Origin of the sequence: Pseudomonas sp. R1-1 (genome assembly GCF_051132135.1) — a bacterium.
Lineage (GTDB): Bacteria > Pseudomonadota > Gammaproteobacteria > Pseudomonadales > Pseudomonadaceae > Aquipseudomonas.
Map to the genome: position 1 here is coordinate 4,418,576 of NZ_CP071663.1, position 25,800 is coordinate 4,444,375.

Annotated in this window: 28 protein-coding genes; 13 read left to right on the top strand and 15 right to left on the bottom strand. The window is 61.2% G+C overall.

Annotation, left to right across the window (positions count from 1 at the left end; translation table 11 throughout):
- The first annotated feature begins 57 nt into the window (after positions 1 to 57).
- On the top strand, positions 58 to 882 hold the full coding sequence (locus tag J3P75_RS19765; RefSeq protein ID WP_434707887.1) for a Cof-type HAD-IIB family hydrolase: 825 nt from the start codon (positions 58 to 60) through the stop codon (positions 880 to 882).
- Positions 883 to 897: 15 nt separating this feature from the next.
- On the opposite strand, the gene J3P75_RS19770 is transcribed toward J3P75_RS19765, so the two are convergent.
- On the bottom strand, positions 898 to 1,812 hold the full coding sequence (locus J3P75_RS19770; RefSeq protein ID WP_434707888.1) for a DUF808 domain-containing protein: 915 nt from the start codon (positions 1,810 to 1,812) through the stop codon (positions 898 to 900).
- A 135-nt stretch (positions 1,813 to 1,947) separates the two neighbouring features.
- Between J3P75_RS19770 and J3P75_RS19775 the strand changes: the two genes are divergently transcribed.
- Positions 1,948 to 2,553 carry a TetR/AcrR family transcriptional regulator gene (locus tag J3P75_RS19775; RefSeq protein ID WP_434707889.1) on the top strand — a complete coding sequence of 202 codons (606 nt, stop codon included), beginning with the start codon at positions 1,948 to 1,950 and terminating at the stop codon, positions 2,551 to 2,553.
- A gap of 114 nt (positions 2,554 to 2,667) precedes the next feature.
- Here J3P75_RS19775 and J3P75_RS19780 read toward each other — a convergent pair whose 3' ends face one another.
- Together J3P75_RS19780 and J3P75_RS19785 are read right to left on the bottom strand one after the other, a co-directional pair.
- A complete protein-coding gene (locus J3P75_RS19780) occupies positions 2,668 to 3,126 on the bottom strand; it encodes an REP-associated tyrosine transposase (RefSeq protein WP_434707890.1) in 459 nt (152 codons plus the stop codon).
- A gap of 212 nt (positions 3,127 to 3,338) precedes the next feature.
- The gene (locus J3P75_RS19785; protein ID WP_394598943.1) at positions 3,339 to 3,779 is read right to left on the bottom strand and encodes a GlcG/HbpS family heme-binding protein; all 441 of its coding nucleotides are present in this window, start codon (positions 3,777 to 3,779) and stop codon (positions 3,339 to 3,341) included.
- Positions 3,780 to 4,047: 268 nt separating this feature from the next.
- Between J3P75_RS19785 and gcl the strand changes: the two genes are divergently transcribed.
- From gcl to J3P75_RS19830, 9 genes are all read left to right on the top strand, one after another.
- Positions 4,048 to 5,823, top strand: a complete 1,776-nt coding sequence (gcl, locus tag J3P75_RS19790) for a glyoxylate carboligase (protein ID WP_208938202.1) — start codon at positions 4,048 to 4,050, stop codon at positions 5,821 to 5,823.
- A 138-nt stretch (positions 5,824 to 5,961) separates the two neighbouring features.
- A complete protein-coding gene (gene hyi / locus J3P75_RS19795; protein WP_434707891.1) occupies positions 5,962 to 6,744 on the top strand; it encodes a hydroxypyruvate isomerase in 783 nt (260 codons plus the stop codon).
- Positions 6,745 to 6,906: 162 nt separating this feature from the next.
- On the top strand, positions 6,907 to 7,800 hold the full coding sequence (locus tag J3P75_RS19800) for a 2-hydroxy-3-oxopropionate reductase (protein ID WP_434707892.1): 894 nt from the start codon (positions 6,907 to 6,909) through the stop codon (positions 7,798 to 7,800).
- A gap of 159 nt (positions 7,801 to 7,959) precedes the next feature.
- Positions 7,960 to 9,234, top strand: a complete 1,275-nt coding sequence (locus tag J3P75_RS19805) for a glycerate kinase type-2 family protein (protein ID WP_434707893.1) — start codon at positions 7,960 to 7,962, stop codon at positions 9,232 to 9,234.
- Positions 9,231 to 10,646 (top strand): pyruvate kinase, encoded by a 1,416-nt coding sequence (pyk, locus tag J3P75_RS19810; RefSeq protein WP_434707894.1) that lies wholly within the window; start codon positions 9,231 to 9,233, stop codon positions 10,644 to 10,646. Before J3P75_RS19805 ends, pyk begins: the two co-directional genes overlap by 4 nt.
- Before the next feature lie 142 nt (positions 10,647 to 10,788).
- Positions 10,789 to 11,703 carry an urea transporter gene (locus tag J3P75_RS19815; RefSeq protein ID WP_434707895.1) on the top strand — a complete coding sequence of 305 codons (915 nt, stop codon included), beginning with the start codon at positions 10,789 to 10,791 and terminating at the stop codon, positions 11,701 to 11,703.
- A gap of 21 nt (positions 11,704 to 11,724) precedes the next feature.
- Positions 11,725 to 12,549, top strand: coding sequence for an ion transporter (locus tag J3P75_RS19820; protein WP_203421246.1), 825 nt, complete (start codon positions 11,725 to 11,727; stop codon positions 12,547 to 12,549).
- A gap of 103 nt (positions 12,550 to 12,652) precedes the next feature.
- On the top strand, positions 12,653 to 13,651 hold the full coding sequence (locus J3P75_RS19825; protein WP_203421245.1) for a sulfate ABC transporter substrate-binding protein: 999 nt from the start codon (positions 12,653 to 12,655) through the stop codon (positions 13,649 to 13,651).
- 549 nt (positions 13,652 to 14,200) lie between these two features.
- Positions 14,201 to 15,397: an MFS transporter gene (locus J3P75_RS19830; protein WP_434707896.1), complete on the top strand. Its 1,197-nt coding sequence runs from the start codon at positions 14,201 to 14,203 to the stop codon at positions 15,395 to 15,397.
- Between the two features lie 112 nt (positions 15,398 to 15,509).
- Here J3P75_RS19830 and J3P75_RS19835 read toward each other — a convergent pair whose 3' ends face one another.
- The 12 genes from J3P75_RS19835 to ccmA all read right to left on the bottom strand — a co-directional run bounded on the left by J3P75_RS19835 (position 15,510) and on the right by ccmA (position 23,663).
- Positions 15,510 to 15,914: a type II toxin-antitoxin system HicB family antitoxin gene (locus J3P75_RS19835; RefSeq protein ID WP_208938207.1), complete on the bottom strand. Its 405-nt coding sequence runs from the start codon at positions 15,912 to 15,914 to the stop codon at positions 15,510 to 15,512.
- On the bottom strand, positions 15,914 to 16,126 hold the full coding sequence (locus tag J3P75_RS19840) for a type II toxin-antitoxin system HicA family toxin (protein ID WP_434707897.1): 213 nt from the start codon (positions 16,124 to 16,126) through the stop codon (positions 15,914 to 15,916). Before J3P75_RS19840 ends, J3P75_RS19835 begins: the two co-directional genes overlap by 1 nt.
- 146 nt (positions 16,127 to 16,272) lie before the next feature.
- Positions 16,273 to 16,677: a hypothetical protein gene (locus tag J3P75_RS19845; RefSeq protein ID WP_434707898.1), complete on the bottom strand. Its 405-nt coding sequence runs from the start codon at positions 16,675 to 16,677 to the stop codon at positions 16,273 to 16,275.
- 24 nt (positions 16,678 to 16,701) lie between these two features.
- Complete coding sequence (ccmI, locus tag J3P75_RS19850; RefSeq protein ID WP_434707899.1) at positions 16,702 to 17,904, bottom strand: c-type cytochrome biogenesis protein CcmI; 1,203 nt, start codon at positions 17,902 to 17,904, stop codon at positions 16,702 to 16,704.
- Positions 17,901 to 18,371, bottom strand: a complete 471-nt coding sequence (locus J3P75_RS19855; protein ID WP_434707900.1) for a cytochrome c-type biogenesis protein — start codon at positions 18,369 to 18,371, stop codon at positions 17,901 to 17,903. The genes ccmI and J3P75_RS19855 overlap by 4 nt, the downstream gene beginning before the upstream one ends.
- A complete protein-coding gene (locus tag J3P75_RS19860) occupies positions 18,368 to 18,904 on the bottom strand; it encodes a DsbE family thiol:disulfide interchange protein (protein ID WP_093103405.1) in 537 nt (178 codons plus the stop codon). The genes J3P75_RS19855 and J3P75_RS19860 overlap by 4 nt, the downstream gene beginning before the upstream one ends.
- A complete protein-coding gene (locus J3P75_RS19865) occupies positions 18,901 to 20,889 on the bottom strand; it encodes a heme lyase CcmF/NrfE family subunit (RefSeq protein ID WP_434590920.1) in 1,989 nt (662 codons plus the stop codon). The genes J3P75_RS19860 and J3P75_RS19865 overlap by 4 nt, the downstream gene beginning before the upstream one ends.
- A gap of 1 nt (position 20,890) precedes the next feature.
- The gene (gene ccmE, locus J3P75_RS19870) at positions 20,891 to 21,346 is read right to left on the bottom strand and encodes a cytochrome c maturation protein CcmE (RefSeq protein WP_434707901.1); all 456 of its coding nucleotides are present in this window, start codon (positions 21,344 to 21,346) and stop codon (positions 20,891 to 20,893) included.
- Positions 21,343 to 21,519 (bottom strand): heme exporter protein CcmD, encoded by a 177-nt coding sequence (gene ccmD, locus J3P75_RS19875; RefSeq protein ID WP_007939192.1) that lies wholly within the window; start codon positions 21,517 to 21,519, stop codon positions 21,343 to 21,345. The genes ccmE and ccmD overlap by 4 nt, the downstream gene beginning before the upstream one ends.
- Positions 21,516 to 22,271, bottom strand: coding sequence for a heme ABC transporter permease (locus J3P75_RS19880; RefSeq protein WP_332761985.1), 756 nt, complete (start codon positions 22,269 to 22,271; stop codon positions 21,516 to 21,518). The genes ccmD and J3P75_RS19880 overlap by 4 nt, the downstream gene beginning before the upstream one ends.
- Positions 22,272 to 22,362: 91 nt before the next feature.
- Positions 22,363 to 23,031 (bottom strand): heme exporter protein CcmB, encoded by a 669-nt coding sequence (gene ccmB / locus J3P75_RS19885; RefSeq protein WP_434711348.1) that lies wholly within the window; start codon positions 23,029 to 23,031, stop codon positions 22,363 to 22,365.
- On the bottom strand, positions 23,028 to 23,663 hold the full coding sequence (gene ccmA, locus J3P75_RS19890; protein ID WP_434707902.1) for a cytochrome c biogenesis heme-transporting ATPase CcmA: 636 nt from the start codon (positions 23,661 to 23,663) through the stop codon (positions 23,028 to 23,030). The genes ccmB and ccmA overlap by 4 nt, the downstream gene beginning before the upstream one ends.
- Positions 23,664 to 23,860: 197 nt before the next feature.
- Between ccmA and J3P75_RS19895 the strand changes: the two genes are divergently transcribed.
- Positions 23,861 to 25,435: a flagellar hook-length control protein FliK gene (locus J3P75_RS19895; protein ID WP_434707903.1), complete on the top strand. Its 1,575-nt coding sequence runs from the start codon at positions 23,861 to 23,863 to the stop codon at positions 25,433 to 25,435.
- Positions 25,432 to 25,761 (top strand): EscU/YscU/HrcU family type III secretion system export apparatus switch protein, encoded by a 330-nt coding sequence (locus J3P75_RS19900; protein ID WP_434707904.1) that lies wholly within the window; start codon positions 25,432 to 25,434, stop codon positions 25,759 to 25,761. The genes J3P75_RS19895 and J3P75_RS19900 overlap by 4 nt, the downstream gene beginning before the upstream one ends.
- Positions 25,762 to 25,800: the final 39 nt, after the last annotated feature.

Here is a 25,800-nt window from a genome sequence, read left to right on the forward strand (position 1 = left end):
TCGGTTGCCTGCGTAGGCGGCGGCCGGTGAGCGGGCGATCCCTTCTGAGGAGTCTCCATGTATTTGCTAATTGCCTCTGACCTGGACGGCACGCTGCTGCTGCCAGGCGATACGTTCGGTAGCTTTACCAAAAGCGTGATTCAAAGCCTGCACCACGCCGGCCACCACATTGTGCTGGCTACCGGTCGACACCAGACAGACGTCGAGTCGTTGCTCGGCAGTCAGTCGCTGCCGGTTCATTTGATTACATCCAACGGTGCGCGCATCTCCAGCGCCTGCGGTGGGCTTGCACTGAGCGAAGAGTTACCGGCGAGCGTCGTCCAGATACTGCTGGGGGAAACGCGGGGAGACGCGGATCTGACCATCAACCTTTACTGCCAGTCCATCTGGTTGATGAGCCGCGAAGATGAAAACCTCAAGGACTTCAGCCAGAATCCAGCGTTTCAACCGGTGCTCTGCGCGCCCGGAAGCCTGCCGCTGAGGTCGGTACAGAAAGTGTTCTTCTTTCAGCGAAACAAGGATCACGCCGCCCTGCTAAGGTTGCAGACACGGCTGAATGAGCTGCTGGGCGAGCAGATCAGCACTGTATTCACCTTCCCATGGTGTCTGGAGGTCATGACCCGAGACGTCTCCAAGGGTAAGGCCTTGAGACAGCTTGCCGACTTCCTCAACGTGCCCATCCAGGCCTGCATCGCGTTCGGCGACGGCTTGAACGACGCCGACATGTTGTCCGGCGTCGGCAAAGGTGTGCTCATGGGCAACGCGCATGCCGGGCTGATCCAGGCGCTTCCCGCCGCCGAGATCATTGGCCCGCACACCGACGAAGCCGTCGCGCACTACCTGTGGAACCACTTGCTGCAGAGCGCCAGCGTCCCGGCATGATCACGCGCGGGCTCCTTATGCCCGCACAGCCTTCCACAGTTTGCCAATCAGAGTCACACCGAGTAACACCACCGCGCCAGCAATGATCCCCGCAACACCATTGAGCAGCATCGGCACGGCGAACCCGGCGCTCCCTGCCGCCGCACCGACGCCTTCGATCCAGTGATGCACCACCGGCACGCCATGGGTGAGGATGCCGCCGCCGACCAGGAACATCGCCGCTGTGCCGACCACCGACAGGGTTTTCATCATGTACGGCGCGGCGCTGAGGATGACGCTGCCGGTTTTTTTTGCGAACTGCCCGGGCTTTTGCGTCAACCATAGACCCAGGTCATCGAGTTTGACGATACCCGCCACCAGCCCGTAAACGCCCACGGTCATGACGATGGCAATGCCGGACATGACAACCACCTGCTGAGTCAGCGAAGCATCTGCCACGGTACCGAGGGTGATCGCGATGATCTCTGCCGAGAGGATAAAGTCGGTGCGGATCGCGCCTTTGATCTTGTCCTTCTCATAGGCCACCAGATCGGTTGCCGGGTCGGCGACGGCCTCGGTCAGCTGCGCATGCCCGGCTTCGTCTTCTTCTTTGCTGTGCAGAAACTTGTGGGCGAGTTTTTCAAACCCCTCGAAGCACAGATAGGCACCGCCGACCATCAACAACGGCGTGACCAGCCACGGCACGAACGCACTGATCGCCAGCGCCGACGGCACCAGGATCAGTTTGTTGACGAACGAGCCCTTGGCCACCGCCCAGACCACGGGAATCTCGCGCTCGGCACGCACACCGGAGACCTGCTGGGCATTGAGCGCCAGATCGTCACCGAGCACGCCGGCAGTCTTCTTGGCGGCCATTTTGGTCATCAACGCCACGTCATCCAGAACGGTGGCGATGTCGTCGATCAGCACCAGCAAACTGCTTCCTGCCATGAATCCTGTTTCCTTCTGTGTATTAATGTTGCGAAGCATAACGCGACCGCAGGCCGCGTGGTGCATTGTTGAGCGCCGCGCGAGGCCGGTGCTACCATGCGCAACCGCCAGAACAGGCAAGGAACCACCTGGTTTATGAGCACAATCCGCGAGCGCAACAAAGAACTGATCCTGCGTGCCGCCAGCGAGGAGTTTGCCGACAAGGGCTTCGCGGCGACCAAAACCAGCGACATCGCCGCCAAGGCGGGATTGCCCAAGCCCAACGTCTACTACTACTTCAAATCCAAGGAAAACCTCTACCGCGAGGTGCTGGAAAGCATCATCGAGCCGATTCTGCAGGCCTCGACACCGTTCAACCCGGACGGCGTGCCGAGCGAAGTGCTCAGCGGCTACATCCGCTCGAAGATCCGCATCTCCCGCGACCTGCCCTTCGCCTCCAAGGTGTTCGCCAGCGAAATCATGCACGGCGCTCCGCACCTGAACGCCGACCTGGTCGAACAACTGAATGCCCAGGCCAAGCACAACATCGCCTGCATCCAGAGCTGGATCGACCGCGGCCAGATCGCCCCGATCGATCCCAATCACCTGATGTTCAGCATCTGGGCCGCCACCCAGACCTACGCCGACTTCGACTGGCAGATTTCTGCGGTCACCGGCAAGGACAAGCTGGATGAGGCCGATTATGAAGCGGCCGCGCAGACGATTATCCGGTTGGTGTTGAAGGGGTGTAAGCCGGACTGATAGACCGTAGCGACACTATCGCGAGCAGGCTCACTCCCACATTGGATCTGTGGTGTTAACAACGTCCCTGTGGGAGCGAGCCTGCTCGCGAATGGCGGCAACTCAAACCTCGACTCATAACCAAATCGAATCCCACAACGGATAGTCACCAAGGCGTTCGACCAGCCCGGCCCGCAATGGGTTGGCAATGACATACTGCGCCATCTTCACCAGATTCTCCTCTTTACGCAGTGCCCGATCATGGTAGCCAGGTTGCCAAAGGCTCGCCTTTCGACCGGTCGAAAGCTTTACCGCTTTGGTGCTTAGGGATTTGGTTCGCTGCATCAACTCGCCGAGCGAGCCTGCCTTCAATTCAATCAGCCAATGAAAATGATCTGGCATAACGACCCAGGCAAGGGAATGGGCCAACCCTATTTCTTCAGCCGTCCGCAGTTGCCTGACAAGTAATCTGCCAAGGAAAAAATCGTTGAACACGGGTTCCCTTCCGGCGGTATTGGCAGTCAGAAGGTAAATGCGGTTGTGTTCTGAGTAGCGCCCGATGCGCAAGCGATGTGAAGCAGATAGACCCGGCATTCCGTTGCCTTCTCATAGGTTGACTCTGAAAAGGCTAGCCGGGGAAATGGCGAAGGGATCGTCAAGGTTTTAGCAAGATGTGTAGCGAAGATCGTATTCGCGAGCAGGCTCGCTCCCACAGGGGATTTTAGGGGTTCAGACAATTTGTGTCCGACCCGGATCCAGTGTGGGAGCGAGCCTGCTCGCGAAAGCGGTTATTCAGACACTGCCGTTCAGGCCACCACCCCACCATCCGCCCTCAAATCCAGCGCCTCCACCGCTTTGATCGCCACCTGCTCATCCACATCCGACAAATCGCCGCTGATCCCGATCGCCCCCAGCACCACACCCGCCTGATCCCGAATCAACACCCCGCCCGGTGCCGGGACGACGCTGCCCTGGCCCATGCTGTTGAGGGCGGCAATGAAGGCCGGGCGTTGTTGGGCGTCTTGTGCCAGCAGGCGTGAACCCTTACCGAGGGCGATGGCGCCCCAGGCTTTGCCGATGGCGATATTGGGGCGCAGCAGGCTGGCGCCGTCTTCGCGTTGCAGGGCGATCAGGTGGCCGCCGGTATCGAGTACCGCGATGGTCAGCGGTGCGGCGTTGATGCCGCGCCCGGCGTTGATGGCTTCGCTGACCAGGTTGACTGCGACTTTCAAGGTTAAAGCGCTCATGGTGCCGTCCTCATTTTGTTATAGGGAAAGTCGTGAGACTGCGCGTTTCAGCCGCAGCCCGACGCCACAAATAGAACACAATTAGTTATTTTTTTGTATACAATAATTCTCGAAAAGCGCCACATGCGACGAAAAGCCACACTCAGACGGGCTTCCGACAAATGAAACAGGCGCTTGAGAAAATGGATTGACCTGCGCCGTCCGCCGTGAATACACTCTGCGCAAAGCCACTTGTATACAATTACAAAACGTAAAGAGGCACAAAACCATGAGCAAAATGAGAGCAATCGAAGCCGCCGTTCTGGTGATGCGCCGTGAAGGGGTTGATACCGCTTTTGGCATCCCGGGCGCAGCGATCAACCCGCTGTACTCCGCCTTGCAGAAGGTCGGTGGCATCGATCACGTCCTTGCTCGCCACGTTGAAGGCGCCTCGCACATGGCCGAGGGCTACACCCGCACCAAGGCCGGCAATATCGGCGTATGCATCGGCACGTCCGGCCCGGCCGGTACCGACATGGTCACCGGGCTCTACAGCGCCTCGGCCGACTCGATTCCAATCCTTTGCATCACCGGTCAGGCACCCCGCGCCCGTATGCACAAGGAAGACTTCCAGGCTGTCGACATCACCAGCATCGTCAAGCCAGTGACCAAGTGGGCGACCACCGTTCTCGAACCGGGCCAGGTGCCCTACGCGTTCCAGAAAGCCTTCTATGAAATGCGCTCCGGCCGCCCAGGCCCGGTGCTGATCGATCTGCCATTCGATGTGCAGATGGCCGAGATCGAATTCGACATCGACGCTTATCAGCCGCTGCCATTGGCCAAACCGACCGCGACCCGCGTGCAGGTCGAGAAGGCTTTGGCTTTGCTTGATCAAGCCGAGCGTCCATTGCTGGTCGCTGGTGGTGGCATCATCAACGCCGATGCCAGCGATCTGCTGGTGGAGTTCGCCGAGCTGACCGGTATTCCGGTCATCCCGACCCTGATGGGCTGGGGCACCATTCCCGACGATCACCCGCTGATGGTCGGCATGGTCGGTCTGCAGACATCGCACCGCTACGGCAACGCGACCATGCTCAAATCCGACGTGGTGCTGGGTATCGGTAACCGTTGGGCCAACCGTCACACCGGTTCGGTCGACGTCTACACCGAAGGCCGCAAGTTCATTCACGTCGACATCGAAGGCACGCAGATCGGCCGCGTGTTCACGCCGGATCTGGGCATCGTTTCCGACGCCGCCGCTGCACTGACCGTGTTCATCGAAGTGGCCCGTGAATGGCAAGCCGCCGGCAAGCTGAAAAACCGCAGCGCGTGGCTGCAGGATTGCCAGCAGCGCAAGGCCAGCCTGCATCGCAAGACCCACTTCGACAACGTGCCGGTCAAGCCGCAGCGCGTTTACGAAGAAATGAACCAGGTGTTCGGCAAGGACACCTGCTACGTCAGCACCATTGGTCTGTCGCAGATTGCCGGCGCGCAGTTCCTGCACGTCTACAAGCCGCGTCACTGGATCAACTGTGGTCAGGCCGGCCCGCTGGGCTGGACCATTCCGGCCGCGCTGGGCGTGGTCAAGGCCGATCCGAACCGGAAAGTCGTGGCCCTGTCGGGGGACTATGATTTCCAGTTCATGATCGAAGAACTGGCGGTCGGCGCTCAGTTCAAACTGCCGTACATCCATGTCGTGGTGAACAACTCGTACCTGGGCCTTATCCGTCAGGCCCAGCGCGGGTTCGAAATGGACTACTGCGTGCAGCTGTCCTTCGATAACCTCAACGCACCGGAACTCAATGGTTACGGGGTTGACCACATCGCAGTTGCCGAAGGCCTGGGCTGTAAAGCGCTGCGGGTATTCGAACCAGCGGAAATCGCCCCGGCCCTGCGCAAGGCCGAACAGATGATCGAAGAGTTCAAGGTGCCGGTGATCGTCGAGATCATTCTGGAGCGTGTGACCAACATCTCCATGGGCACCGAGATCAATGCGGTCAACGAGTTTGAAGACCTGGCACTGGTCGGCAATGACGCGCCGACGGCGATTTCGTTGCTTGACTGACTGCTGACAGCTGATCGTTCCCACGCTCTGCGTGGGAATGCAGCCCGGGACGCTCTGCGTCCCAAAGCGGACGCAGAGCGTCCATTGAGGCATTCCCACGCAGAGCGTGGGAACGAGAATCTAGAACGGGAGACCACCATGCCGCGTTTCGCAGCCAACCTGTCCATGCTGTTCACCGAACAGGATTTCCTTGCCCGTTTCGACGCCGCCGCCAAGGCCGGTTTCAGTGGTGTGGAATACCTGTTCCCGTACGACTTCAGCTCGGCTGAAATCAAGGCAAAACTCGATGCCAACCGTCTGACCCAAGTGCTGTTCAACCTGCCGGCCGGTGACTGGGCCAAGGGTGAGCGCGGAATTGCGTGCCTGCCGGATCGGGTTGAAGAGTTCCGCGCCGGGGTCGATCTGGCGATTGCCTATGCGCAAGTACTCGGCAACACCCAGATCAACTGTCTGGCCGGTATCCGTCCGCAGGGCGTCGACGATGCCACCGTGGAGAAGACCTTCGTCGCCAACCTCAAATACGCCGCCGACAAGCTGCAAGCGGTGGGCATCAAACTGGTGATGGAAGCGATCAACACCCGCGACATTCCCGGCTTCTACCTGAACAACACGGCGCAGGCCCTGTCGATTCGCGAACAGGTCGGCAGCGCCAATCTGTTCCTGCAATACGACATCTATCACATGCAAATCATGGAAGGCGATCTGGCCCGCACCCTGCAATCGCACCTGGGCGAGATCAACCATGTGCAGCTCGCGGACAACCCCGGGCGTAATGAACCGGGCACCGGCGAGATCAACTACCGCTTCCTGTTCGAACACCTCGATCGCATCGGTTATCAGGGTTGGGTGGGTTGCGAGTACAAGCCGCTGACCACTACCGAGGCTGGCCTCGGCTGGCTCAAGACCCACAACGCAATCTAAGAAACACAGCAAATCCCTGTAGGAGCGAGCCTGCTCGCGAAGAGGCCGGCACATTCAACATCAACATTGCCTGGCAAACCGCATTCGCGAGCAGGCTCGCTCCCACATTAAAAGCAGCTCCCTTTTTGCTTGAAGCAGCAATAAAAACAAGAGGAATTTCTCATGGCTAAAATCGGATTCATCGGCACCGGCATCATGGGCCACCCAATGGCGGCGAACCTGCAGAAAGCCGGTCACAGTCTCTTCCTGTCGCAACACCACGACGCCGCGCCGGCCGACCTCGTCGCCGCAGGTGCCGTTGCGCTGGCCAATCCGCGCGAAGTGGCGCAGGAAGCTGAGTTCATCGTCGTCATGGTTCCGGACACCCCGCAGGTCGATGACGTGCTGTTCCGTGCTGACGGCGTTGCCGCCGGTATCGGCAAAGGCAAAGTCGTCATCGACATGAGCTCTATCTCGCCCACCGCGACCAAAGCGTTCGCGGCGAAGATCAACGAAAAAGGCGCGCAGTACCTCGACGCGCCAGTGTCCGGCGGTGAAGTCGGCGCCAAAGCCGCGACCCTGAGCATCATGGTCGGTGGCGACGCCGATGCCTTCGAACGCGCTCTGCCGCTGTTCCAGGCCATGGGCAAGAACATCACCCTGGTCGGTGGCAATGGCGACGGCCAGACCGCCAAGGTCGCCAACCAGATCATCGTGGCGCTGAACATTCAGGCGGTCGCTGAAGCGCTGCTGTTCGCCTCGAAAAACGGTGCCGATCCAGCCAAGGTGCGTGAAGCGCTGATGGGTGGTTTCGCCTCCTCGAAGATTCTTGAAGTGCACGGCGAGCGCATGATCAAAGGCACCTTCGATCCGGGCTTCCGCATCAGCCTGCACCAGAAAGACCTGAACCTGGCCCTGCAAGGCGCCAAGGAGCTGAACATCAACCTGCCGAACACCGCCAACGCCCAGCAAGTGTTCAGCACCTGCGCGGCCATCGGAGGCAGCAACTGGGACCACTCGGCGCTGATCAAGGGCCTGGAACACATGGCCAATTTCTCGATTCGCGACAAAAAATAAGACCTGCCCCATCCTGCAGCAAACCTGTGGGAGCCAGCCTGCTGGCGATGGAATCGACGCGGTGAGTCTGATAGACCGCGCCGCCTAAATCGCTAGCAGGCTAGCTCCCACAGGGTTACAGGCTGTCCTTTCGAATAACAAGAATTCCGGGAGCCCGCCATGTCGGTCGATCCGCAACAACTGCTGCGCGAGCTGTTTGCCACAGCCATCGACGCGGCCCATCCGAACCAGGTCCTCGAAGCCTATTTGCCTGCCGATCGCAGTGGTCGGGTGATTGTCATCGGTGCCGGCAAAGCCGCTGCCGCCATGGCGCAAGTGGTCGAGCGCTGCTGGCAGGGAGAAGTGTCCGGTCTGGTGGTGACCCGCTACGGTCACGGCGCCCCGTGCGAGAAAATCGAAGTGGTCGAAGCTGCGCATCCGGTGCCGGACGCGGCCGGTCTGGCCGTGGCCAAACGCGTGCTGGAAATGGTCAGCAACCTGACCGAAGACGACCGCGTGATCTTTCTGCTCTCCGGCGGCGGCTCTGCCCTGCTCGCCCTGCCGGCTGAGGGCATCACCCTCGCCGACAAGCAGTCGATCAACAAAGCCCTGCTCAAATCCGGCGCGACCATCGGCGAGATGAACTGCGTGCGCAAGCACCTCTCGGCGATCAAGGGCGGCCGGCTCGGCAAGGCCTGCTGGCCGGCGACGGTTTACACCTACGCGATTTCCGATGTACCCGGCGACCTCGCCACCGTCATCGCCTCCGGCCCGACCGTGGCCGACCCGAGCACCAGCGCCGAAGCCCTGGCGATCATCAAGCGCTACGGCATCGACATTCCGGCCTCGGTGCGCAACTGGCTGCAAAGCCCCGAGTCGGAAACCGTCAAACCCGGCGACCCGAGCCTGGCGCGCAGTCACTTCCAGTTGATCGCCCGCCCGCAACAATCGCTGGATGCCGCCGCGGTGAAATGCCGTCAGGCCGGTTTCAGTACGTTGATTCTGGGTGATCTCGAAGGCGAATCCCGCGAGGTAGCGAAAGTCCACGCCGGCATCGCTCGGCAAATCATCAACCACGGCCAGCCACTGGCGGCGCCGTGCGTGATTCTCTCCGGCGGCGAAACCACCGTGACCGTGCGTGGCAATGGCCGCGGCGGACGCAACGCCGAATTCCTCTTGAGCCTCACCGACAACCTCAAAGGCCAACCCGGCGTTTACGCGCTGGCCGGTGACACCGACGGCATCGACGGTTCGGAAGACAACGCCGGCGCGATCATGACCCCGGACAGCTACGCCCGCGCCGCGGCCCTGGGCTTAAGCGCCAGCGACGAGCTGGATAACAACAACGGTTACGGCTACTTCCAGGCGCTCGACGCGTTGATCGTCACCGAGCCGACCCGCACCAACGTCAACGACTTCCGCGCCATCCTGATCCTTGAGAACTGCAAATCATGACGCCTGATAAAAAGGTCAAAATCCTCGCCACCCTCGGGCCTGCGGTGGATGGCATCGACGATATCCGTGAACTGGTCGAGGCCGGGGTGAATATCTTCCGGCTGAATTTCAGCCACGGCGATCACGCCGACCATGCCAAGCGCTACCAGTGGATCCGCGAAGTCGAGCGCCAGCTCAATTACCCGCTGGGCATCCTGATGGACCTGCAGGGGCCGAAACTGCGGGTCGGCAAGTTCGCCGACGGCAAGGTGCAGTTGCATCGCGGTCAGGCGTTCCGTCTCGATCTCGACGCGACACCGGGCGATGAGCGCCGGGTGAACCTGCCGCATCCAGAGATCATTGCGGCACTGGAAGCCGGTATGGATTTGCTGCTCGACGACGGCAAGCTGCGTCTGCGCGTGGTCACTAAATACGCCGACGCGATCGACACGACGGTTCTCAACGGCGGCGAACTGTCCGACCGCAAAGGCGTGAACGTGCCGCAAGCGGTGCTCGACCTCAGCCCGCTGACCGCCAAGGATCGCCGCGACTTGAGCTTCGGTCTGGAGCTGGGTGTGGACTGGGTCGCGCTGTCGTTCGTGCAACGTCCACAAGACATCGTCGAGGCACGTGCGCTGATCGGCGACAAAGCCTTTCTGATGGCGAAGATCGAGAAGCCGTCGGCGGTTGAGCAATTGCGTGAAATCGCTGCGCTGAGCGACGCGATCATGGTCGCTCGCGGTGACCTCGGCGTCGAAGTGCCGGCCGAGAGCGTGCCGCAGATTCAGAAAAACATCATCACCACCTGCCGCGCGCTCGGCAAACCGGTGGTGGTGGCGACGCAGATGCTCGAGTCGATGCGCTTCTCCCCTGCGCCGACCCGCGCCGAAGTCACCGACGTCGCCAACGCCGTGGCCGAAGGCGCTGATGCGGTGATGCTCTCGGCGGAAACCGCCTCTGGCGAGTACCCATTGGAAGCGGTGCAGATGATGAGCAAGATCATCCGCCAGGTGGAAAACGGCCCGGATTACCAGACCCAGCTCGACGTCAGCCGGCCAAAAGCCGAGGCAACGGTGTCCGATGCGATCAGCTGCGCGATCCGCCGGATCAGCAACGTGCTGCCGGTGGCGGTGCTGGTCAACTACAGCGAGTCGGGCGCCTCGACGCTGCGCGCATCACGGGAACGTCCGAAAGCGCCGATCCTCAACCTGACGCCGAACCTGCAGACGGCCCGGCGCTTGAGCGTGGCGTGGGGGATTCATTCGGTGGTCAACGATCGCCTGCGCCAAGTCGACGAAGTCTGCTCGACCGCGCTGGAAATCGCCCAGGCACAAGGCATGGCCGAGCGTGGCGACACCTTGCTGATCACTGCCGGCGTGCCGTTTGGCCAGCCGGGGTCGACCAACTCGCTGCGCATTGAGACGTTGATTTAGCGCCTGTGCCGGCCTCATCGCCAGCAGGCTGGCTCCCACAGGGTTGCGTGTCGATCACGCAATCAAGATTGGACGCAGATCCATGAGGGAGCCAGCCTGCTGGCGATGCAGGCGCCTCGGTTCCCCTGACTTCAGAACTGCCATGCCTGCCAATCACTTCAACACCCACTGCCCCGACTGGGCCGAGGCTTTGCTCAACGGTTTCAGTCAGATTCTTCTTCAGCGTCATCCGCTGTGCGGCCTGCTGTGCCTGTTGGCGATCCTGCTGACAGCGCCGGTGCTGTTCGCCGGGGCGCTGCTCGGTGGCGTCGCCGGTTTGCTCACCGCGCAGCGGCGCAATTACGCCAAAGCCGATCGCCAGGCCGGCTTGTTCAGCTACAACGGCGTGTTGCTCGGTTTGCTGCTGAGCCTGTATTTCCCTTGGTCGCCACTGTTGCCACCGCTGATTCTGGCTGCCGGCGGCCTCAGTGCGATGATCACCCAGCAATGGCTCAAACGCGTCTACCGCAGCCGGGCGATACCGGCCTATACCTCACCGTTTGTTGCCTTGAGTTGGGTCTTGCTGTTATTCGCCGAACCTTCCGCGCCCAGCGCGTCCATCGATCTGCACACGGCAAATGTGCTGGCCGCTGAACTGAGAGGATTCGGCCAGGTCATGTTCCTCGACCATCCATTGGCCGGTGGTTTGATTGCCTGCGGCTTGCTGCTTGCCGATCGCCGTGGGTTCTGCTGGGCGCTGCTGGCTTCGGCGCTCGGCCTCGCTTCCAGCCTGCTGCAGCATGAACCCGCTACCGCACTGCTGGGCCTGGGCAGTTACAACGCTGTGCTCGCCGCCCTCGCCTTCTCTGCGCAACGCCAATATCCGTGGCTGCCGCTGGTTGGCATCGTCCTGGCGCTGCTGGTGACGCCGCTGTTTGCCGCCGCCGGGCTCGCGACGCTGACCGCGCCGTTCATCCTCGCCGGCTGGCTGATCCACGCCGGCATGCAGATGTTTGGTAAAGCGTCGTTTGCGCAGGAGCCTTGCGCTCACCGGGAGAATCACCCTAGGCTGCGCTGATCTTCGATTCAGGCGTTATCCATGGACAGCAGCAACAATTGGCGCGAACGGCTTTACGTCATGATTTTCCAGAGCGACACCCCGGCCGGGCGTCGCTTCGACGGCATCCTGCTGTTGATCATCCTCGCCAGCCTGGTGATCGTGATGCTCGACAGCATCGACAGCGTTCACCGTAATTACGCGGACCTTTTGGCCTACATCGAGTGGGGCTTCACGGCGATCTTTCTCGGCGAATACATCCTGCGTCTGTACTGCTCGCCGAAACCGCTGCGCTATGCCTTCAGCTTTTACGGGCTGGTGGATCTGCTGGCGATCGTGCCGGGGATTCTCGCCCTGTATTACAGCGATGCGCAGTATTTGCTGATCATCCGCATCATTCGGATGCTGCGGATTTTCCGCGTGCTCAAACTCAGCCCGTACCTCAAGCAAGCCAATTATTTGATGTCGGCGCTGCGCGGCAGCAAACAGAAAATCGTCGTGTTTCTGGTCAGCGTCTGCACGTTGGTCACTGTGTTCGGCACGCTGATGTATGTGATCGAAGGCCCGGAACACGGTTTTACCAGCATCCCCAAAGGCATCTATTGGGCAATCGTCACGCTGACCACCGTGGGCTTCGGCGATATCGTGCCGAAGACGCCGCTGGGCCAGGTGATTTCGTCGCTGGTGATGATCACCGGTTACTCGATCATCGCCGTGCCTACCGGGATTTTCACCGCGGAACTGGCCAACGCCATGCGCGGCGAACAGCTGCAACATGACTGCCCGGGGTGTCAGAAAAAGAGCCACGAACAGAGCGCCGCGTTCTGTTCGCGATGCGGCAGTCAGCTTTTCAAGAAACTGGAATAAGCACAGAGCTTTTTAATCTTTAAGCGACTATCCCGACACCGTTATAGTCGCTGGCAAATCGCCTCACTTTGACTCGACACCCCCACAGAACAAGGAATGCGCAGTGAAAAAACTCTTTGGCGCCTCACTTCTCGCCGCCGGCCTCGCCTTGGCCAACATCGCTCAGGCAGCGCCGACGCTGCTTAACGTTTCCTACGACGTGATGCGCGATTTCTACAAGGACTACAACACTGCGTTCCAGAAGCACTGGCAGGCCGAGCACAACGAGAACATCACCGTGCAGATGTCTTTCGGTGGCTCGAGCAAGCAGGCGCGTTCGGTGATCGACGGTCTGCCGGCGGATGTCATCACCATGAACATGGCCACCGACATCAACGCCCTCGCCGACAACGGCAAACTGGTGCCGGAGAACTGGGTCACGCGCCTGCCGAACAACAGCGCACCGTTTACCTCGGCCACGGTGTTCATCGTCCGCAAGGGCAACCCGAAAGCCCTGAAAGACTGGCCGGACCTGCTCAAGGACGGCGTGCAGGTGATCGTGCCGAACCCGAAAACCTCGGGCAACGGCCGCTACACCTACCTGTCGGCCTGGGGCTATGTGCTGAAGAACGGCGGTGACGAAAACAAGGCCAAGGACTTCGTCGGCAAACTGTTCAAACAAGCCCCGGTGCTTGATACCGGTGGCCGCGCCGCGACCACCACGTTCATGACCAACCAGATCGGCGACGTGCTGGTGACCTTCGAAAACGAGGCGGAAATGATCGCCCGTGAATTTGGTCGTGATCAATTTGAAGTGGTTTACCCAAGCGTGTCCGCCGAAGCCGAGCCGCCGGTATCGGTGGTGGATAAAGTCGTCGACAAGAAAGGTTCGCGTGCGGCGGCGGATGAATATCTGAAATACCTGTGGTCGCCTGAAGGCCAGGAAATCGCTGCGGCCAACTACCTGCGTCCACGTGATCCGGCGGTGCTGGCGAAGTATACCGATCGCTTCCCGAAGGTGGATTTCCTTTCGGTGGAGAAGACGTTTGGTGACTGGCGCACGGTGCAGAAGACGCACTTCAATGATGGTGGGGTGTTTGACCAGATTTACACCGGGCAGTAAGGCTTGATCTGATGAACCAAGAGGCGACCCACTGAGGTCGCCTTTTTCGTTGTGAGCCAATGCACCCTCACCCAGCCCTCTCCCAGAGGGAGAGGGAGCCGACCGAGGTGTCTTGCGTTAGGCATGGACCTGAAGGAGCGAGTCGATTATGGATTGAAGCGATTTTCCTGGGTTCGAACCCATTCCGGACTCACAGAAGCATGTTCAGGTCGGCGAATCTCCCAAGCATCCCCCAATCAGTCCCCTCTCCCTCTGAACTCGATAGCGTGTGCCGCTTTCGTCTGCAATTCTGGATTCACAGAAGTACGTTCAGATCGACGTACTTTCCAAACATCCACCAATCAGTCCCCTCTCCCTTCGGGAGAGGGCTAGGGTGAGGGGCTTTTAGGCTGGAACAGTAATCTTATGACCACCGCCCTCGCGACTATCCGTGATCAACCGATCAGTCATTACACAACGTAATAAGAGTTATCATCCGAAACTGTCTTCTGCCAACCCGCGTTGTCCTTTAGCCTTCACCGCTTTCCTGTGCCCGACCCGAGTATTCCTATGCCCACCACTCACGCAATGACCCGAGGCATGGTGCTGCTGTTTGCCTTTTGCTGCGGCGCCATCGTTGCCAACATCTATTACGCCCAGCCGATCATCGGCCTGATCGCGCCGGACATCGGCCTGTCCGACACCATGGCCAGCTTCATCGTCTCGTTGACGCAGATCGGTTATGCGCTGGGCCTGTTCTTCCTGGTGCCGCTGGCCGATCTGCTGGAAAACCGGCGATTGATGATCGTCACCACCCTCGTGGCAATCGCCAGCCTGCTGGCGGCGGCGTTTACCGATCAGCCGAATGTGTTTTTGCTGATTTCGTTGCTGGTGGGGTTCAGCTCGGTGTCGGTGCAAGTCCTGATTCCGCTGGCCGCGCATCTGGCGCCAGAAGAATCCCGAGGCCGCGTGGTCGGCGGGATCATGGGCGGTTTGCTGCTGGGTATTCTGTTGGCCCGACCGGTGTCGAGCGTGGTCGCCGATCATCTCGGCTGGCGCGCGATGTTCATGATCGCCGCCGGGTTGATGGCCGCGATCAGCGTGGTGCTGGCGCTGACCGTGCCCAAGCGCCAACCCGATCACAGCGCCACCTACGGGCAACTGATCGGCTCGCTGTGGACCTTGCTGCGTCAGCAACCGGTGCTGCGTCAGCGTGCGTTTTATCAGGGCTGCATGTTTGCCACGTTCAGCCTGTTCTGGACCGCCGTGCCGCTGGAGCTGGCGCGCAATCACGGCCTGTCGCAAAGCGAAATCGCGATCTTCGCCCTGGTCGGCGCCATCGGTGCCATCGCCGCGCCAATCAGCGGACGCCTCGCCGACGCCGGCCACACCCGCATCGCCTCGCTGCTGGCCATGCTGTTTGCCAGCCTGAGCTTCCTGCCCGCGTTCATCCACCCGGCCTACAGCGTCATCGGCCTGGCGGTCACCGGCGTGGTGCTGGATTTCTGTGTGCAGATGAACATGGTCCTCGGCCAGCGCGCGGTGTATTCGCTGGATGCCAAAAGCCGTGGCCGTTTGAACGCGCTGTACATGACCAGCATCTTCATCGGCGGCGCGTTCGGCTCGTCGGTGGCCAGCGCGGTGTACGAGCATGGGGGCTGGTTGTGGATCGTGATTGTCGGCAGCGTCTTTCCGCTGTTGGCGTTGTTGCGCTTCTTGAGCGCATCGCAAAACGCTTCGCTGACGCAACGAAAAATCGCGTCTTGAGGTGATTCAGTGTAGGAGCGAGCCTGCTCGCGAAGGCGTCAGTTCAGACGAGATTTGCGCTGACTGACACAGCGCTTTCGCGAGCAGGCTCGCTCCCACAATTGGCCGAGCCTTAGTATCGAACCAGTTTCTCCATCGCCGCATCCGCCAGAAACGAGGAGCGGCTTTTGACGTTATGTTCACGCACATAACGGTCAATGCGCTGAATCACATAACCGGGCAGCGTGACGTTGACCTTCTCGGTCTTGCCCAGATACGGCGAGATATCCAGCTCCAGCATGCCCCAGCCCATCTCGGCAAAATCCGCATTGCTGCGATGAGCCGACGCCGACGTCGGCAACGGAATCGGCTCTCCTGCCGCGGCGATCTCCTGCAGCATGATGTGGGCGACTTCAACGGCAGCGTTGTAGGCATCCTCGAACGTGTCCCCCGCCGTCACGGCCCCGGGAATATCGGGGATCTGAATACCGATCGCAGTATTTTCATCACCCCACTCGATGCAGATTGGATATTGCATTACGGATCTCCTTCATAACGGGCTGGTGGGTTGTACAACCCGGCACGCCGCCTGATGCTCTTGACCGTCCCCAACGGTAAATCCTTTTTCGGATGGGGGACGGGAATCGTGTTCGGGTTGTAACGGTGCTTGAAAATGTGATGACTGCCAGTCACCCGATCCAGCGTCCAGCCTGCGTCTTCAAGCTCCTTGATCAATAACCTGCTCTGCACCCGGCGCCTCCTTGCCTTGGCCTTTCAAAAGTAACCCTAGAGTTATCTTTACTCAAGCACAGGATGGCGTGGAGGGACGGTTGGTTGTTTTACAAGGTGTGATGAAAGCGCAAAAAAAACGGCGATCCAAAGATCGCCGTTTTTCCTCACTGCCCGAACTGCTTGCCCAACCCCGGCGGCACGCCGTGGATGTCGGTGTCTTCCCATGGACCGTTGGGGCTGACGGCGCGGCTCCAGCCGTTATTCCAGCGGTAGTAGGTGCGCTGGCGGTAGAAGGTGTTGGACTGGTCGTCGAGCACATAGACGCCGAGTTTCTGGTCCCAGTGGCTGTTGCCGCCCGGTGGCGGGGCGAAGCTGGCGGAGGTGCGGGGCACCGGTTTCGACGGTTTGGCCGGGATGCTCTTGCCCGGGGTCGGTGAGGTCGACGGGGTCGGGCTCGGTTGCGACGGCGGGATCGGCGGCAGGTTGGTGGTCGGTTCCGGCCGTTGGATCGCACATGCACTCAAGCCCAGGGCCAGTGTGAGGACTGTGATACGGGCGATGGTGTGCATGGCGGTGCTTTCCTGTGGTTCCGGTTATTGGTCCGGGCTGTCGATGGTCAGTTTTTGTGGCGCGGTGGTGCTGCTGGCCAAGGGGCCGCTGCGACCGATCCATTCACCGGCAGTGGGTTGGCCGGCGCGGGAAATGCGCGCAACCAGTTGGACTTCGGGATAGTTGGACAGTTTCAACTGCGGCATCATCGCGTCAGCATCGCCGAGTTCGACGGTCGCTGGCAGGTCGGCCACGGTCAGGCGTTTGGCCGCCAGCGGTGCCGGTGGACCGGACGTAGCGCGAGCAAAGATGAATACGCTGTCGCCCGGCTGCACTTTGCTTTTGAGCTCGCTGGCCAGATCGACGCTGACTTTCAGCAACGCGCCTTTCGTCGCTGCGGGGGCTTGCGCGACGGTGCCGCCACTGGCTTGCAGGCGTTCGGCGGCGCGCTGGATGCCGCCTTGCAGCGCGGCGCGAGAATTGTCCTCCGGTGGCAGTTGCGCGAGCAGGCGGTTCCAGTAATCGATGGCCTCCTGATAACGCTCGCCTTCAAACGCCGCAATGCCGAGCAGGCCGAGGCTGGTGACTTCTTTCGGATCAGCCTTGAGCGCTTCGTCGGTCAGCGCCTGGATCTTCGGCGACCACTTCTTGCCGTCGGCAAAATACTGCGCCTGCGCCCACTGGCCGAGCAGTTCCGGTTGGCGACCGGCAAGGCCGGCGGCACGTTCGAACATCTTCGCCGCGTCCGCCGGGCGCTCCTGCGCCATGTAAGTACGCCCGAGGAAATACAGCCCTTCCGCGGAGTCCGGTTGCGCGGCAACCGCACGTTCCAGACGCTGGGTCATCTCCTCCATCGACTGCGGCGCCTGGGCAAATTCGCGGGTCAGCTCAACCTTGTCGGCAGCGCCGAAATGCAGGTACAGGCCCAGACCCAACAGCGGCACCAGCACGGCCGCGAGCAACGGCAACGGTTTACCCAGCTTCGACACGCGCGGCGCGGCAACGCCTTCGGTATCGGCCAGCAACTCCCGCGCCGCCTCGGCACGACCGCTGTCCATTTGCGCAGCGTCGAGCACGCCTTCAGCCTGCTGCGCTTGCAACTCGGCGACACGTTCCTGATACAGGGCCACGTTGAGGGCGGTGCGATCCTCCTCGCGTTGGGCGCGACGGCCACGCAACACCGGGATCAGCAGAAAACTCAGGGCGACCAGAAGCAACAGCCCTGCGGCAAGCCAGAAATCAATCATTCTTGGGTTTTATCCAACAGTTGGTCGAGGCGCTGACGTTCTTCGATGGACAGCGATGACGGCGTTGCGGCGCGCTGCCCGCGACGCCGGCGGACGATCACCGCGATCACCACGAAACCGCCCAGCAGCAGGCCGGCCGGGCCGAACCACAGCAGCGCGGTCTTGGCGTTGAGCGCCGGTTTGTAGCGGACGAAATCACCGTAGCGATCGACCATGAAATCGATGATCTGCTGGTTGTCCTTGCCCTCGCCGAGCATGCGGAAAATCTCTTTGCGCAGGTCGGCGGCAATCGGCGCGTTGGAGTCGGCGATGTCCTGGTTCTGGCATTTGGGGCAGCGCAGTTCCTTGGTCAGTTCGCGGAAACGCTCACGATCGCCTTCTTTGGCAAATTCGTAGGTGTCGATGGCCGCATGCGCGACACCGACCAGACTCAAGCCCAACACCACCGCAGCGAGAAAACGCTTCATGGCTTGGCCTCGTCGACCAGCGCCTGATATTTGGCCGCGAGTTTTTCGCGCCAGACCTGCTCGTCAATCACCCCGACAAACTTGTCGCGGATGATGCCTTTGGCGTCGATGAAGAAGGTTTCGGGGGCGCCATAAACGCCAAGATTCAGGCCCAGCGAACCCTCGTCGTCACGAATATCCAGCGCATACGGATTGTGAAACTCGGCCAGCCATTTCAACGCGTCGGCGTTGGTGTCCTTGTAGTTGATGCCGTAGATCACCACGCCGCGCTCGGCGAGTTTGTTCAGCACCGGATGCTCGACCCGGCAAGAGATGCACCAGGTACCCCAGACATTGACCAGCGCCGGTTTGCCGAGGATGTCAGCCTTGGTCAAGGTCTTGTCGCCCTGCACGCTCGGCAGGGAAAACTCCGGGAACGGCTTGTTGATCATCGCCGATGGTAGCTCCGCCGGATCGAGGTACAGACCGCGATACAGAAACACCGCCACCAGCAGGAAAATCGCCAGCGGCACCAACATCAACCAACGTCTCATGCCGCCGCTCCCGTCATGCCCAGCGCTTCGCGCACTTTGCTTTTCACCTTGACCCGATAGCGCCGATCCAGCGCCGCCAGCAAACCACCGAAGCCGGTCAGCAAGCCGCCGAACCAGATCCAGCGCACGAACGGTTTGACGTGCACGCGCACTGCCCAGGCGCCGTTATCCAGCGGCTCGCCGAGGGCGACATAAATGTCGCGGGTGAAACCGGCGTCGATCCCGGCTTCGGTCATCACCGAGTTCTGCACGGTGTACAAACGTTTTTCCGGGTGCAGCACGCTGATTTCCTTGCCGTCGCGAATGACCCGAATCGTGCCTTTGTCCGACGTGAAGTTCGGCCCTTCGAAGTGCTTGGCACCTTCGAAAACAAAGTGGTAACCGGCCAGGTCCATCGACTCGCCCGGCGCCAGACGCAGGTCGCGTTCGGCACTGTTCTGGCTCGACAACACCACGCCGAGTGCGCACACGGCGATGCCCAGGTGCGCGATCTGCATGCCCCAATAACTGCGGGTCAGCGTCGGCAGGCCTTTGATCAGGCCTTTGTGGCGAGTCTTGTCGAACAAGTCACGAACACCGGCGAGCAACACCCACGCCGCCAGCAGGAACGTCGCGATCACCGCCCAGTTGAAATCGCCGTAAGCGACACCGGCAATTACCGCCAGCGCGACGCTGCCGAGCAACACCGGAGTGAGCATGCTCGCCAGCCATTTCACCGGGGTATCCTTCCAGCGCACGATCACGCCGACCGCCATGACCAGCATCAGCAACGCCATCAACGGAATGAACAGCGCATTGAAATACGGCGGGCCGACCGACATTTTCGCGCCGCTGAGGGCGTCGAGAATCAACGGGTACAGCGTGCCGAGCAGAATCATCGACGCGGCCACGACCAGCACCAGGTTGTTGCCCAGCAGCAGGGTTTCCCGCGACCACAGATTGAAGCCAACCTGACTTTTCACCACCGGTGCGCGCAGAGCGAACAGGGTCAGCGAACCACCGACGACGAACAGCAGGAAGATCAGAATGAACACGCCGCGCTCAGGATCGGAAGCAAACGCGTGAACCGACGTCAGTACGCCGGAACGCACAAGGAACGTGCCCAGCAGGCTCAGCGAGAACGCGGCAATCGCCAGCAACACGGTCCAGCTTTTGAACACGCCGCGTTTTTCCGTCACCGCCAGCGAGTGAATCAGTGCGGTGCCGACCAGCCACGGCATGAACGACGCGTTTTCCACCGGGTCCCAGAACCACCAGCCGCCCCAGCCGAGTTCGTAATACGCCCACCACGAACCGAGGGTAATGCCGATGCCGAGGAACGCCCAGGCGACGATGGTCCATGGACGCGACCAGCGTGCCCAGGCAGCGTCAAGACGCCCGCCGAGCAACGCCGCGATGGCGAAGGCGAAAGCCACCGAGAAGCCGACATAGCCCATATAGAGCATCGGCGGATGCACGATCAGGCCGATGTCCTGCAGCAGCGGATTGAGGTCGCGACCGTCGGCCGGAATCTGCGGCAGGATCCGCGCGAACGGGTTCGAGGTCAGGATCAGGAACAACAGGAAACCGGTGCTGATCATGCCCATCACCGCCAGTACCCGGGCAAGCATGACTTGCGGCAACTGCCGCGAGAACACCGACACCGCGAAGGTCCAGCCGCCGAGAATCAACGCCCACAGCAGCAGCGAACCTTCGTGGGCGCCCCACACGGCGCTGAATTTGTAATACCACGGCAGCGCGCTGTTGGAGTTCATCGCCACATAGGCCACCGAGAAATCGTCGGTCATGAACGCGTAGGTGAGGATGCCAAAGGCAAACAGCAGAAAGGCAAACTGGCCCCACGCTGCCGGTTGCGCCAGGCCCATCCACAAACGATCGCCGCGCCAGGCGCCGAGCAACGGCACCACGGCCTGCACCAAGGCAAAACACAGGGCCAGAATCATCGCCAGATGACCCAGCTCAGGAATGAATATCGCCGAGGTCATGTCAGCCCTCCTTCGCAGCGGTTGGCGCGGATTGACCGCTGTCTTTCAGCGCTTTGGTCACTTCTGGCGGCATGTACTTCTCGTCGTGCTTGGCCAGCACTTCATCGGCCACCACCACCCCGTCGGCGTTGAGCTTGCCAAGGGCAACGATGCCCTGCCCTTCGCGGAACAGGTCCGGAAGGATGCCGCGATAGGCAATGGTCACGGACTTGTTGAAATCGGTGACGACGAATTTGACGTCCAGCGAGTCCTTTGAGCGTTGCAGCGAGCCCTTCTCGACCATGCCGCCGGCGCGGATGCGCGTGTCTTGCGGCGCTTCGCCGTTGGCGATCTGCGTCGGGGTATAGAACAGATTGATGTTCTGCTGCAGGGCACTGAGGGCCAGGCCGACGGCAGCGCCGACCCCGACCAGAATGGCCAGAATGATGATCAGACGTTTCTTGCGCAGCGGATTCACTGGCCGTTCTCCCGGCGCAGACGACGCGCCTCTTGTTGCAGATAGCGCTTGCGGGCCAGAATCGGCGCCGCCACGTTGAGGGCCAGCACCGCCAGACAGATGCCGTAGGCCGACCAGACATACAGGCCGTGATGGCCCATGGCGAGGAAGTCGCCAAATGAAGCGAAACTCATCGAGCGGCCTCCAGACTGTGCTGCACTTCGGCTTTGACCCAACTGGCGCGGGCTTCGCGCTTGAGCACTTCGAGGCGCATGCGCAGCAACAGCACGGCGCCGAAAAAGCAATAGAAACCCAGCACCGTCAACAGCAGCGGAAGCCACATTTCTGCTGGCATCGCCGGTTTTTCGGTAAGGGTGAATGTCGCGCCCTGATGCAGGGTGTTCCACCACTCCACCGAGTATTTGATGATCGGGATGTTGATCACGCCGACGATGGCCAGCACGGCGCAGGCCTTGGCGGCGCTGTCGCGGTTGCTGATCGCATTGCCCAGCGCGATCACGCCGAAATACAGGAACAGCAAAATCAGCATCGAAGTCAGGCGCGCATCCCAGACCCACCACGAACCCCAGGTCGGTTTGCCCCAGATCGCCCCGGTGACCAGCGCCACGGCGGTCATCCACGCGCCGATCGGTGCGGCGCATTGCAGGGCGACATCGGCCAGTTTCATTTTCCACACCAGCCCGACCACGCCGCACACCGCCAGCATCACGTAGATCGACTGAGCGAGCATCGCCGCAGGTACGTGGATGTAGATGATGCGGAAGCTGTTGCCTTGCTGATAGTCCGGCGGCGCGAAAGCCAGGCCCCAGACGACGCCGACCGCGATCAGCAGCAACGCGGCGATGCTCAGCCACGGCAGCAACTTGCTGCTGATGCCGTAAAACCATTTGGGCGAGCCGAGCTTGTGAAACCAGGTCCAGTTCATGTTGTTTCCATCACGGGTGCCGCTCCTCGATGGGAGCTGGCGCGGGTCATTCTTTTCGACAAAGTGGTTAAATTTTAACCAGACCTCATTATTATTCGCCGACGCTGATCTTCAGGCCAGCCGCTATTGCAAACGGTGTCAGGGTGATCGCCAGGGCGGTCAGGCTACCCAGCCACAGCAGATACCCGGTCGCCGGCATGCCTTGCAAGGCGGCCTGCAAGGCGCCACTGCCGAGGATCAACACCGGGATGTACAACGGCAGAATCAGCAGCGCCAGCAACAGGCCGCCGCGTTTCAACCCCACCGTCAACGCCGCGCCCACCGCGCCGAGCAAGCTCAGTACCGGTGTGCCCAGCAGCAACGACAACAGCAAAACCGGCAGGCAGGCGGTCGGCAAACCGATCATCAGCGCCAGCAACGGCGAGAGCAGCACCAGTGCCAGACCGGAGAAAAGCCAGTGTGCCAGCACCTTGGCCAGGACCAGAAGTGGCAGCGGGTGCGACGAAAGGACCCACTGCTCCAGCGAGCCGTCTTCGAAGTCACTGCGAAACAGTCCGTCCAGCGACAGCAGGACCGACAACAACGCCGCCACCCAGACTAACCCCGGGGACAGGTTTTGCAAGACCTGAGTGTCCGGGCCGACAGCGAGCGGGAACAACGCAATGACGATGGCGAAGAAAATCAGCGGATTGGCCAGCTCCGCCGGGCGGCGAAACAGCAGTCGGGACTCACGGGCGAGCAGCAGACCGAACACACTCATACGGCCCATTTCCCCAGATCGATATCGCGATAACCGGCCGGCATCCGGCTCAGCGTGTGGTGCGTGGTCAGCACCACCAGACCACCGCGTTCGCAGTGGCCCGCCAAGTGCTCTTCGAGTTGCGCGACGCCCTGCTTGTCGAGGGCGGTGAACGGCTCGTCGAGAATCCACAGCGGCGGGCTGTCCAGATACAACCGCGCCAATGCCACGCGACGTTGCTGACCGGCCGACAGATTGTGGCAGGGAACATCTTCGAAACCGCGCAATCCTACTGCTGCCAGTGCTTGCCAGATCGCCTCGCGCTCGGCGGGCTGATGCAGGGCACAGAGCCAGGACAGGTTTTCTTCCGCGGTCAGCAGATCCTTGATCCCGGCGGCGTGGCCGATCCACAGCAGGTTGCGGGCGAGTTCGTGGCGTTGTTCGGTCAGTGGCTGACCGTTGAGCAGGACCTGGCCGTCAGTCGGTTGCATCAGACCGGCCAGCAGACGTAAAAGACTGGTTTTGCCGCTGCCGTTGGGACCGCTGATCTGCACCATATCGCCACCGGCCAGGCGCAATTCGAGGTTCTCGAAAAGCAGCCGCAGATCACGTTCACACGCCAAGGCAATGGTTTGCAGGACAGGACTGGTCAAGGGATCACGGGCCTTATACGGTTCAAGTCGGCTCTGGCGCGGCCGTTAAAGAGAGGCAGCATAGATGCTTTGAAGGCTCGAACTGGCGAGCTGGATCAAACAATTGCTATGTTTTTTCAACGAAGCGCACGACGCGCGGCATTATACATGCCGTGCCTTACTCTCAAGAGCGCAATTTCCTCAGGTTGTGTCCGCGTATGACAGGCGAAATCAACATCCTCCCGCTGCCGCCCGCCTCTGCGGCGAGCGTGCGCCCGCAGGTCGGCGAACTGCTCAAGCTGCTGACTCCGGTTGAAGGCTTGATCGGCAGCGGACAAAGCGCCAAGGCCGAGGTGTTGTCGCTCAAGCAGGCCGATCAGACCTTTGAATTGTTGCTCAAGGTGACCGTCGACGGCGGCCGCCAGACCACCGTGCAAGCGACCAGCAATCTGCCCTTGCCGCAAGGCACCAGCCTGGCGATCACTCAGCCATCGGCGGGCAATCTGGCGATCACGGTGCAACAGGCGATCGCCAGCAACGTCGCCGCCCTCACCCGCCTCGATACCGCGCAGTTGCCGGTCGGCACGCTGCTGCAGGGCAAGGTGCTGACCTCGCAGGTTCTGCCGCAGACGCCGGGACAAGCGACGGTGTTTCGCTCGATGGTCAGCCTGCTCAACACCGCGTTGAGCGGCAGCACATTGACCATCGACAGCCCGCAACCGCTGCGCATCGGCACCCTGCTGTCAGCCATCGTCGAGGACACGCAAACCTTGAAATTTGTGCCCTTGAGCAACCGTCAGGAACAACTGGCAGTGAGTCAGCAACTGCTCGGCCAACAAAGCCGCCAAGCCTCGCTGAGCGGCCTGTTGAACGCGCTGCAAAACCTGCCGCCGGCCACCGATCAGACCTCCGCCGATTTGCGCGCGATGGTCGACAAGCTGCTCGCCAGTCTGCCGGATGTGCAACAACTGAGCACCGCCAAAGGCGTGGCGCTGGCCCTGGCCAACAGCGGCGTGTTTCTGGAAAGCAAACTGCTGACCGGGCAAAACCCGAGCCTTGCGCCAGACATGAAAGCCGATCTGCTCAAGCTGATCGCGCAGTTGACGCCGGGCCTGCCGAGCAGCACCAGTTTCAACGCGATCATTGCCGCCAACACCCTGGCGCAAGCGCTGCCGAGTTTCGTGCGCAACGCCCTCGGCATGCTCGGCCAGGTCAGCGCCAAACCCGTGCCGAGCAGCTTCCCGCTGCCCGAGCGTTTGCTGCAAGGTCAGGACGGCGAAGGCGATCTCGAGCAGCTGTTGCGACTGGCCGCCGCTGCGGTGTCGCGCCTGCAAAGCCATCAGCTGTCGAGCCTGGAACAGACCGGCGTCACCGACGACGGGCGCCTGCTCAGCACCTGGCAACTGGAAATTCCCATGCGCAACCTGCAGGACATCGTGCCATTGCAGGTCAAGTTTCAGCGCGAAGAAGCGCCGGAACGCGAGCCGCAACCCAACGAGCGCCGCGACGAGCGCGAACCCAAACAGCAACTGTGGCGCGTCGATCTGGCGTTTGACATGGAGCCGCTCGGGCCGCTGCAGATTCAGGCGCAACTGGTGGCCGGCAGCCTGTCCGGGCAACTCTGGGCCGAGCGGCCGTACACCGCTGATCTGATCGAAAACAACCTGTTCGCCCTGCGTCAACGCCTGCTCGATCGCGGCCTGAATGTCGGCGACATCGACTGCCACCACGGCACCCCGCCGCAAGGCAACCAAACCCGCCTCGAACACCGCTGGGTCGACGAAACCGCATGAACGATTCCACTGCCCCACGCCAGGCCATCGCCCTCAAATACGACGGCAATCACGCCCCGACCCTCACCGCCAAGGGTGACGAAGAACTGGCCGAAGAGATTCTGCGCATCGCCCGCGATTGCGACGTGCCGATTTACGAGAATGCCGAACTGGTGCGCCTGCTGGCGCGCATGGAACTGGGCGACAGCATCCCCGAAGAGCTGTACCGCACGATCGCCGAGATCATCGCGTTTGCATGGAATCTGAAGGGGAGATTCCCAGAGGGACACGACCCGGACGCGCCGATGGACGAGAAGGATGTCACCGCACGCGGGGATGATTACTGATCGTTCCCACGCTCTGCATGGAGCGTCCCAAGATGCGTT

Bases quoted from the DNA above. Each gene is read 5' to 3' on its own strand.
- J3P75_RS19820 (WP_203421246.1), top strand. From the start codon at position 11,725: ATGGACAGCAGCAACAATTGGCGCGAACGGCTTTACGTCATGATTTTC.
- J3P75_RS19775 (WP_434707889.1), top strand. From the start codon at position 1,948: ATGAGCACAATCCGCGAGCGCAACAAAGAACTGATCCTGCGTGCCGCC.
- hyi (WP_434707891.1), top strand. From the start codon at position 5,962: ATGCCGCGTTTCGCAGCCAACCTGTCCATGCTGTTCACCGAACAGGAT.
- J3P75_RS19805 (WP_434707893.1), top strand. From the start codon at position 7,960: ATGTCGGTCGATCCGCAACAACTGCTGCGCGAGCTGTTTGCCACAGCC.
- gcl (WP_208938202.1), top strand. From the start codon at position 4,048: ATGAGCAAAATGAGAGCAATCGAAGCCGCCGTTCTGGTGATGCGCCGT.
- pyk (WP_434707894.1), top strand. From the start codon at position 9,231: ATGACGCCTGATAAAAAGGTCAAAATCCTCGCCACCCTCGGGCCTGCG.
- J3P75_RS19830 (WP_434707896.1), top strand. From the start codon at position 14,201: ATGCCCACCACTCACGCAATGACCCGAGGCATGGTGCTGCTGTTTGCC.
- J3P75_RS19845 (WP_434707898.1), bottom strand. From the start codon at position 16,677: ATGCACACCATCGCCCGTATCACAGTCCTCACACTGGCCCTGGGCTTG.
- J3P75_RS19780 (WP_434707890.1), bottom strand. From the start codon at position 3,126: ATGCCGGGTCTATCTGCTTCACATCGCTTGCGCATCGGGCGCTACTCA.
- ccmD (WP_007939192.1), bottom strand. From the start codon at position 21,519: ATGAGTTTCGCTTCATTTGGCGACTTCCTCGCCATGGGCCATCACGGC.
- J3P75_RS19880 (WP_332761985.1), bottom strand. From the start codon at position 22,271: ATGAACTGGACCTGGTTTCACAAGCTCGGCTCGCCCAAATGGTTTTAC.
- J3P75_RS19800 (WP_434707892.1), top strand. From the start codon at position 6,907: ATGGCTAAAATCGGATTCATCGGCACCGGCATCATGGGCCACCCAATG.
- ccmI (WP_434707899.1), bottom strand. From the start codon at position 17,904: ATGATTGATTTCTGGCTTGCCGCAGGGCTGTTGCTTCTGGTCGCCCTG.
- J3P75_RS19855 (WP_434707900.1), bottom strand. From the start codon at position 18,371: ATGAAGCGTTTTCTCGCTGCGGTGGTGTTGGGCTTGAGTCTGGTCGGT.
- J3P75_RS19860 (WP_093103405.1), bottom strand. From the start codon at position 18,904: ATGAGACGTTGGTTGATGTTGGTGCCGCTGGCGATTTTCCTGCTGGTG.
- J3P75_RS19895 (WP_434707903.1), top strand. From the start codon at position 23,861: ATGACAGGCGAAATCAACATCCTCCCGCTGCCGCCCGCCTCTGCGGCG.
- J3P75_RS19835 (WP_208938207.1), bottom strand. From the start codon at position 15,914: ATGCAATATCCAATCTGCATCGAGTGGGGTGATGAAAATACTGCGATC.
- J3P75_RS19770 (WP_434707888.1), bottom strand. From the start codon at position 1,812: ATGGCAGGAAGCAGTTTGCTGGTGCTGATCGACGACATCGCCACCGTT.
- J3P75_RS19900 (WP_434707904.1), top strand. From the start codon at position 25,432: ATGAACGATTCCACTGCCCCACGCCAGGCCATCGCCCTCAAATACGAC.
- J3P75_RS19785 (WP_394598943.1), bottom strand. From the start codon at position 3,779: ATGAGCGCTTTAACCTTGAAAGTCGCAGTCAACCTGGTCAGCGAAGCC.
- J3P75_RS19765 (WP_434707887.1), top strand. From the start codon at position 58: ATGTATTTGCTAATTGCCTCTGACCTGGACGGCACGCTGCTGCTGCCA.
- J3P75_RS19865 (WP_434590920.1), bottom strand. From the start codon at position 20,889: ATGACCTCGGCGATATTCATTCCTGAGCTGGGTCATCTGGCGATGATT.
- ccmB (WP_434711348.1), bottom strand. From the start codon at position 23,031: ATGAGTGTGTTCGGTCTGCTGCTCGCCCGTGAGTCCCGACTGCTGTTT.
- J3P75_RS19815 (WP_434707895.1), top strand. From the start codon at position 10,789: ATGCCTGCCAATCACTTCAACACCCACTGCCCCGACTGGGCCGAGGCT.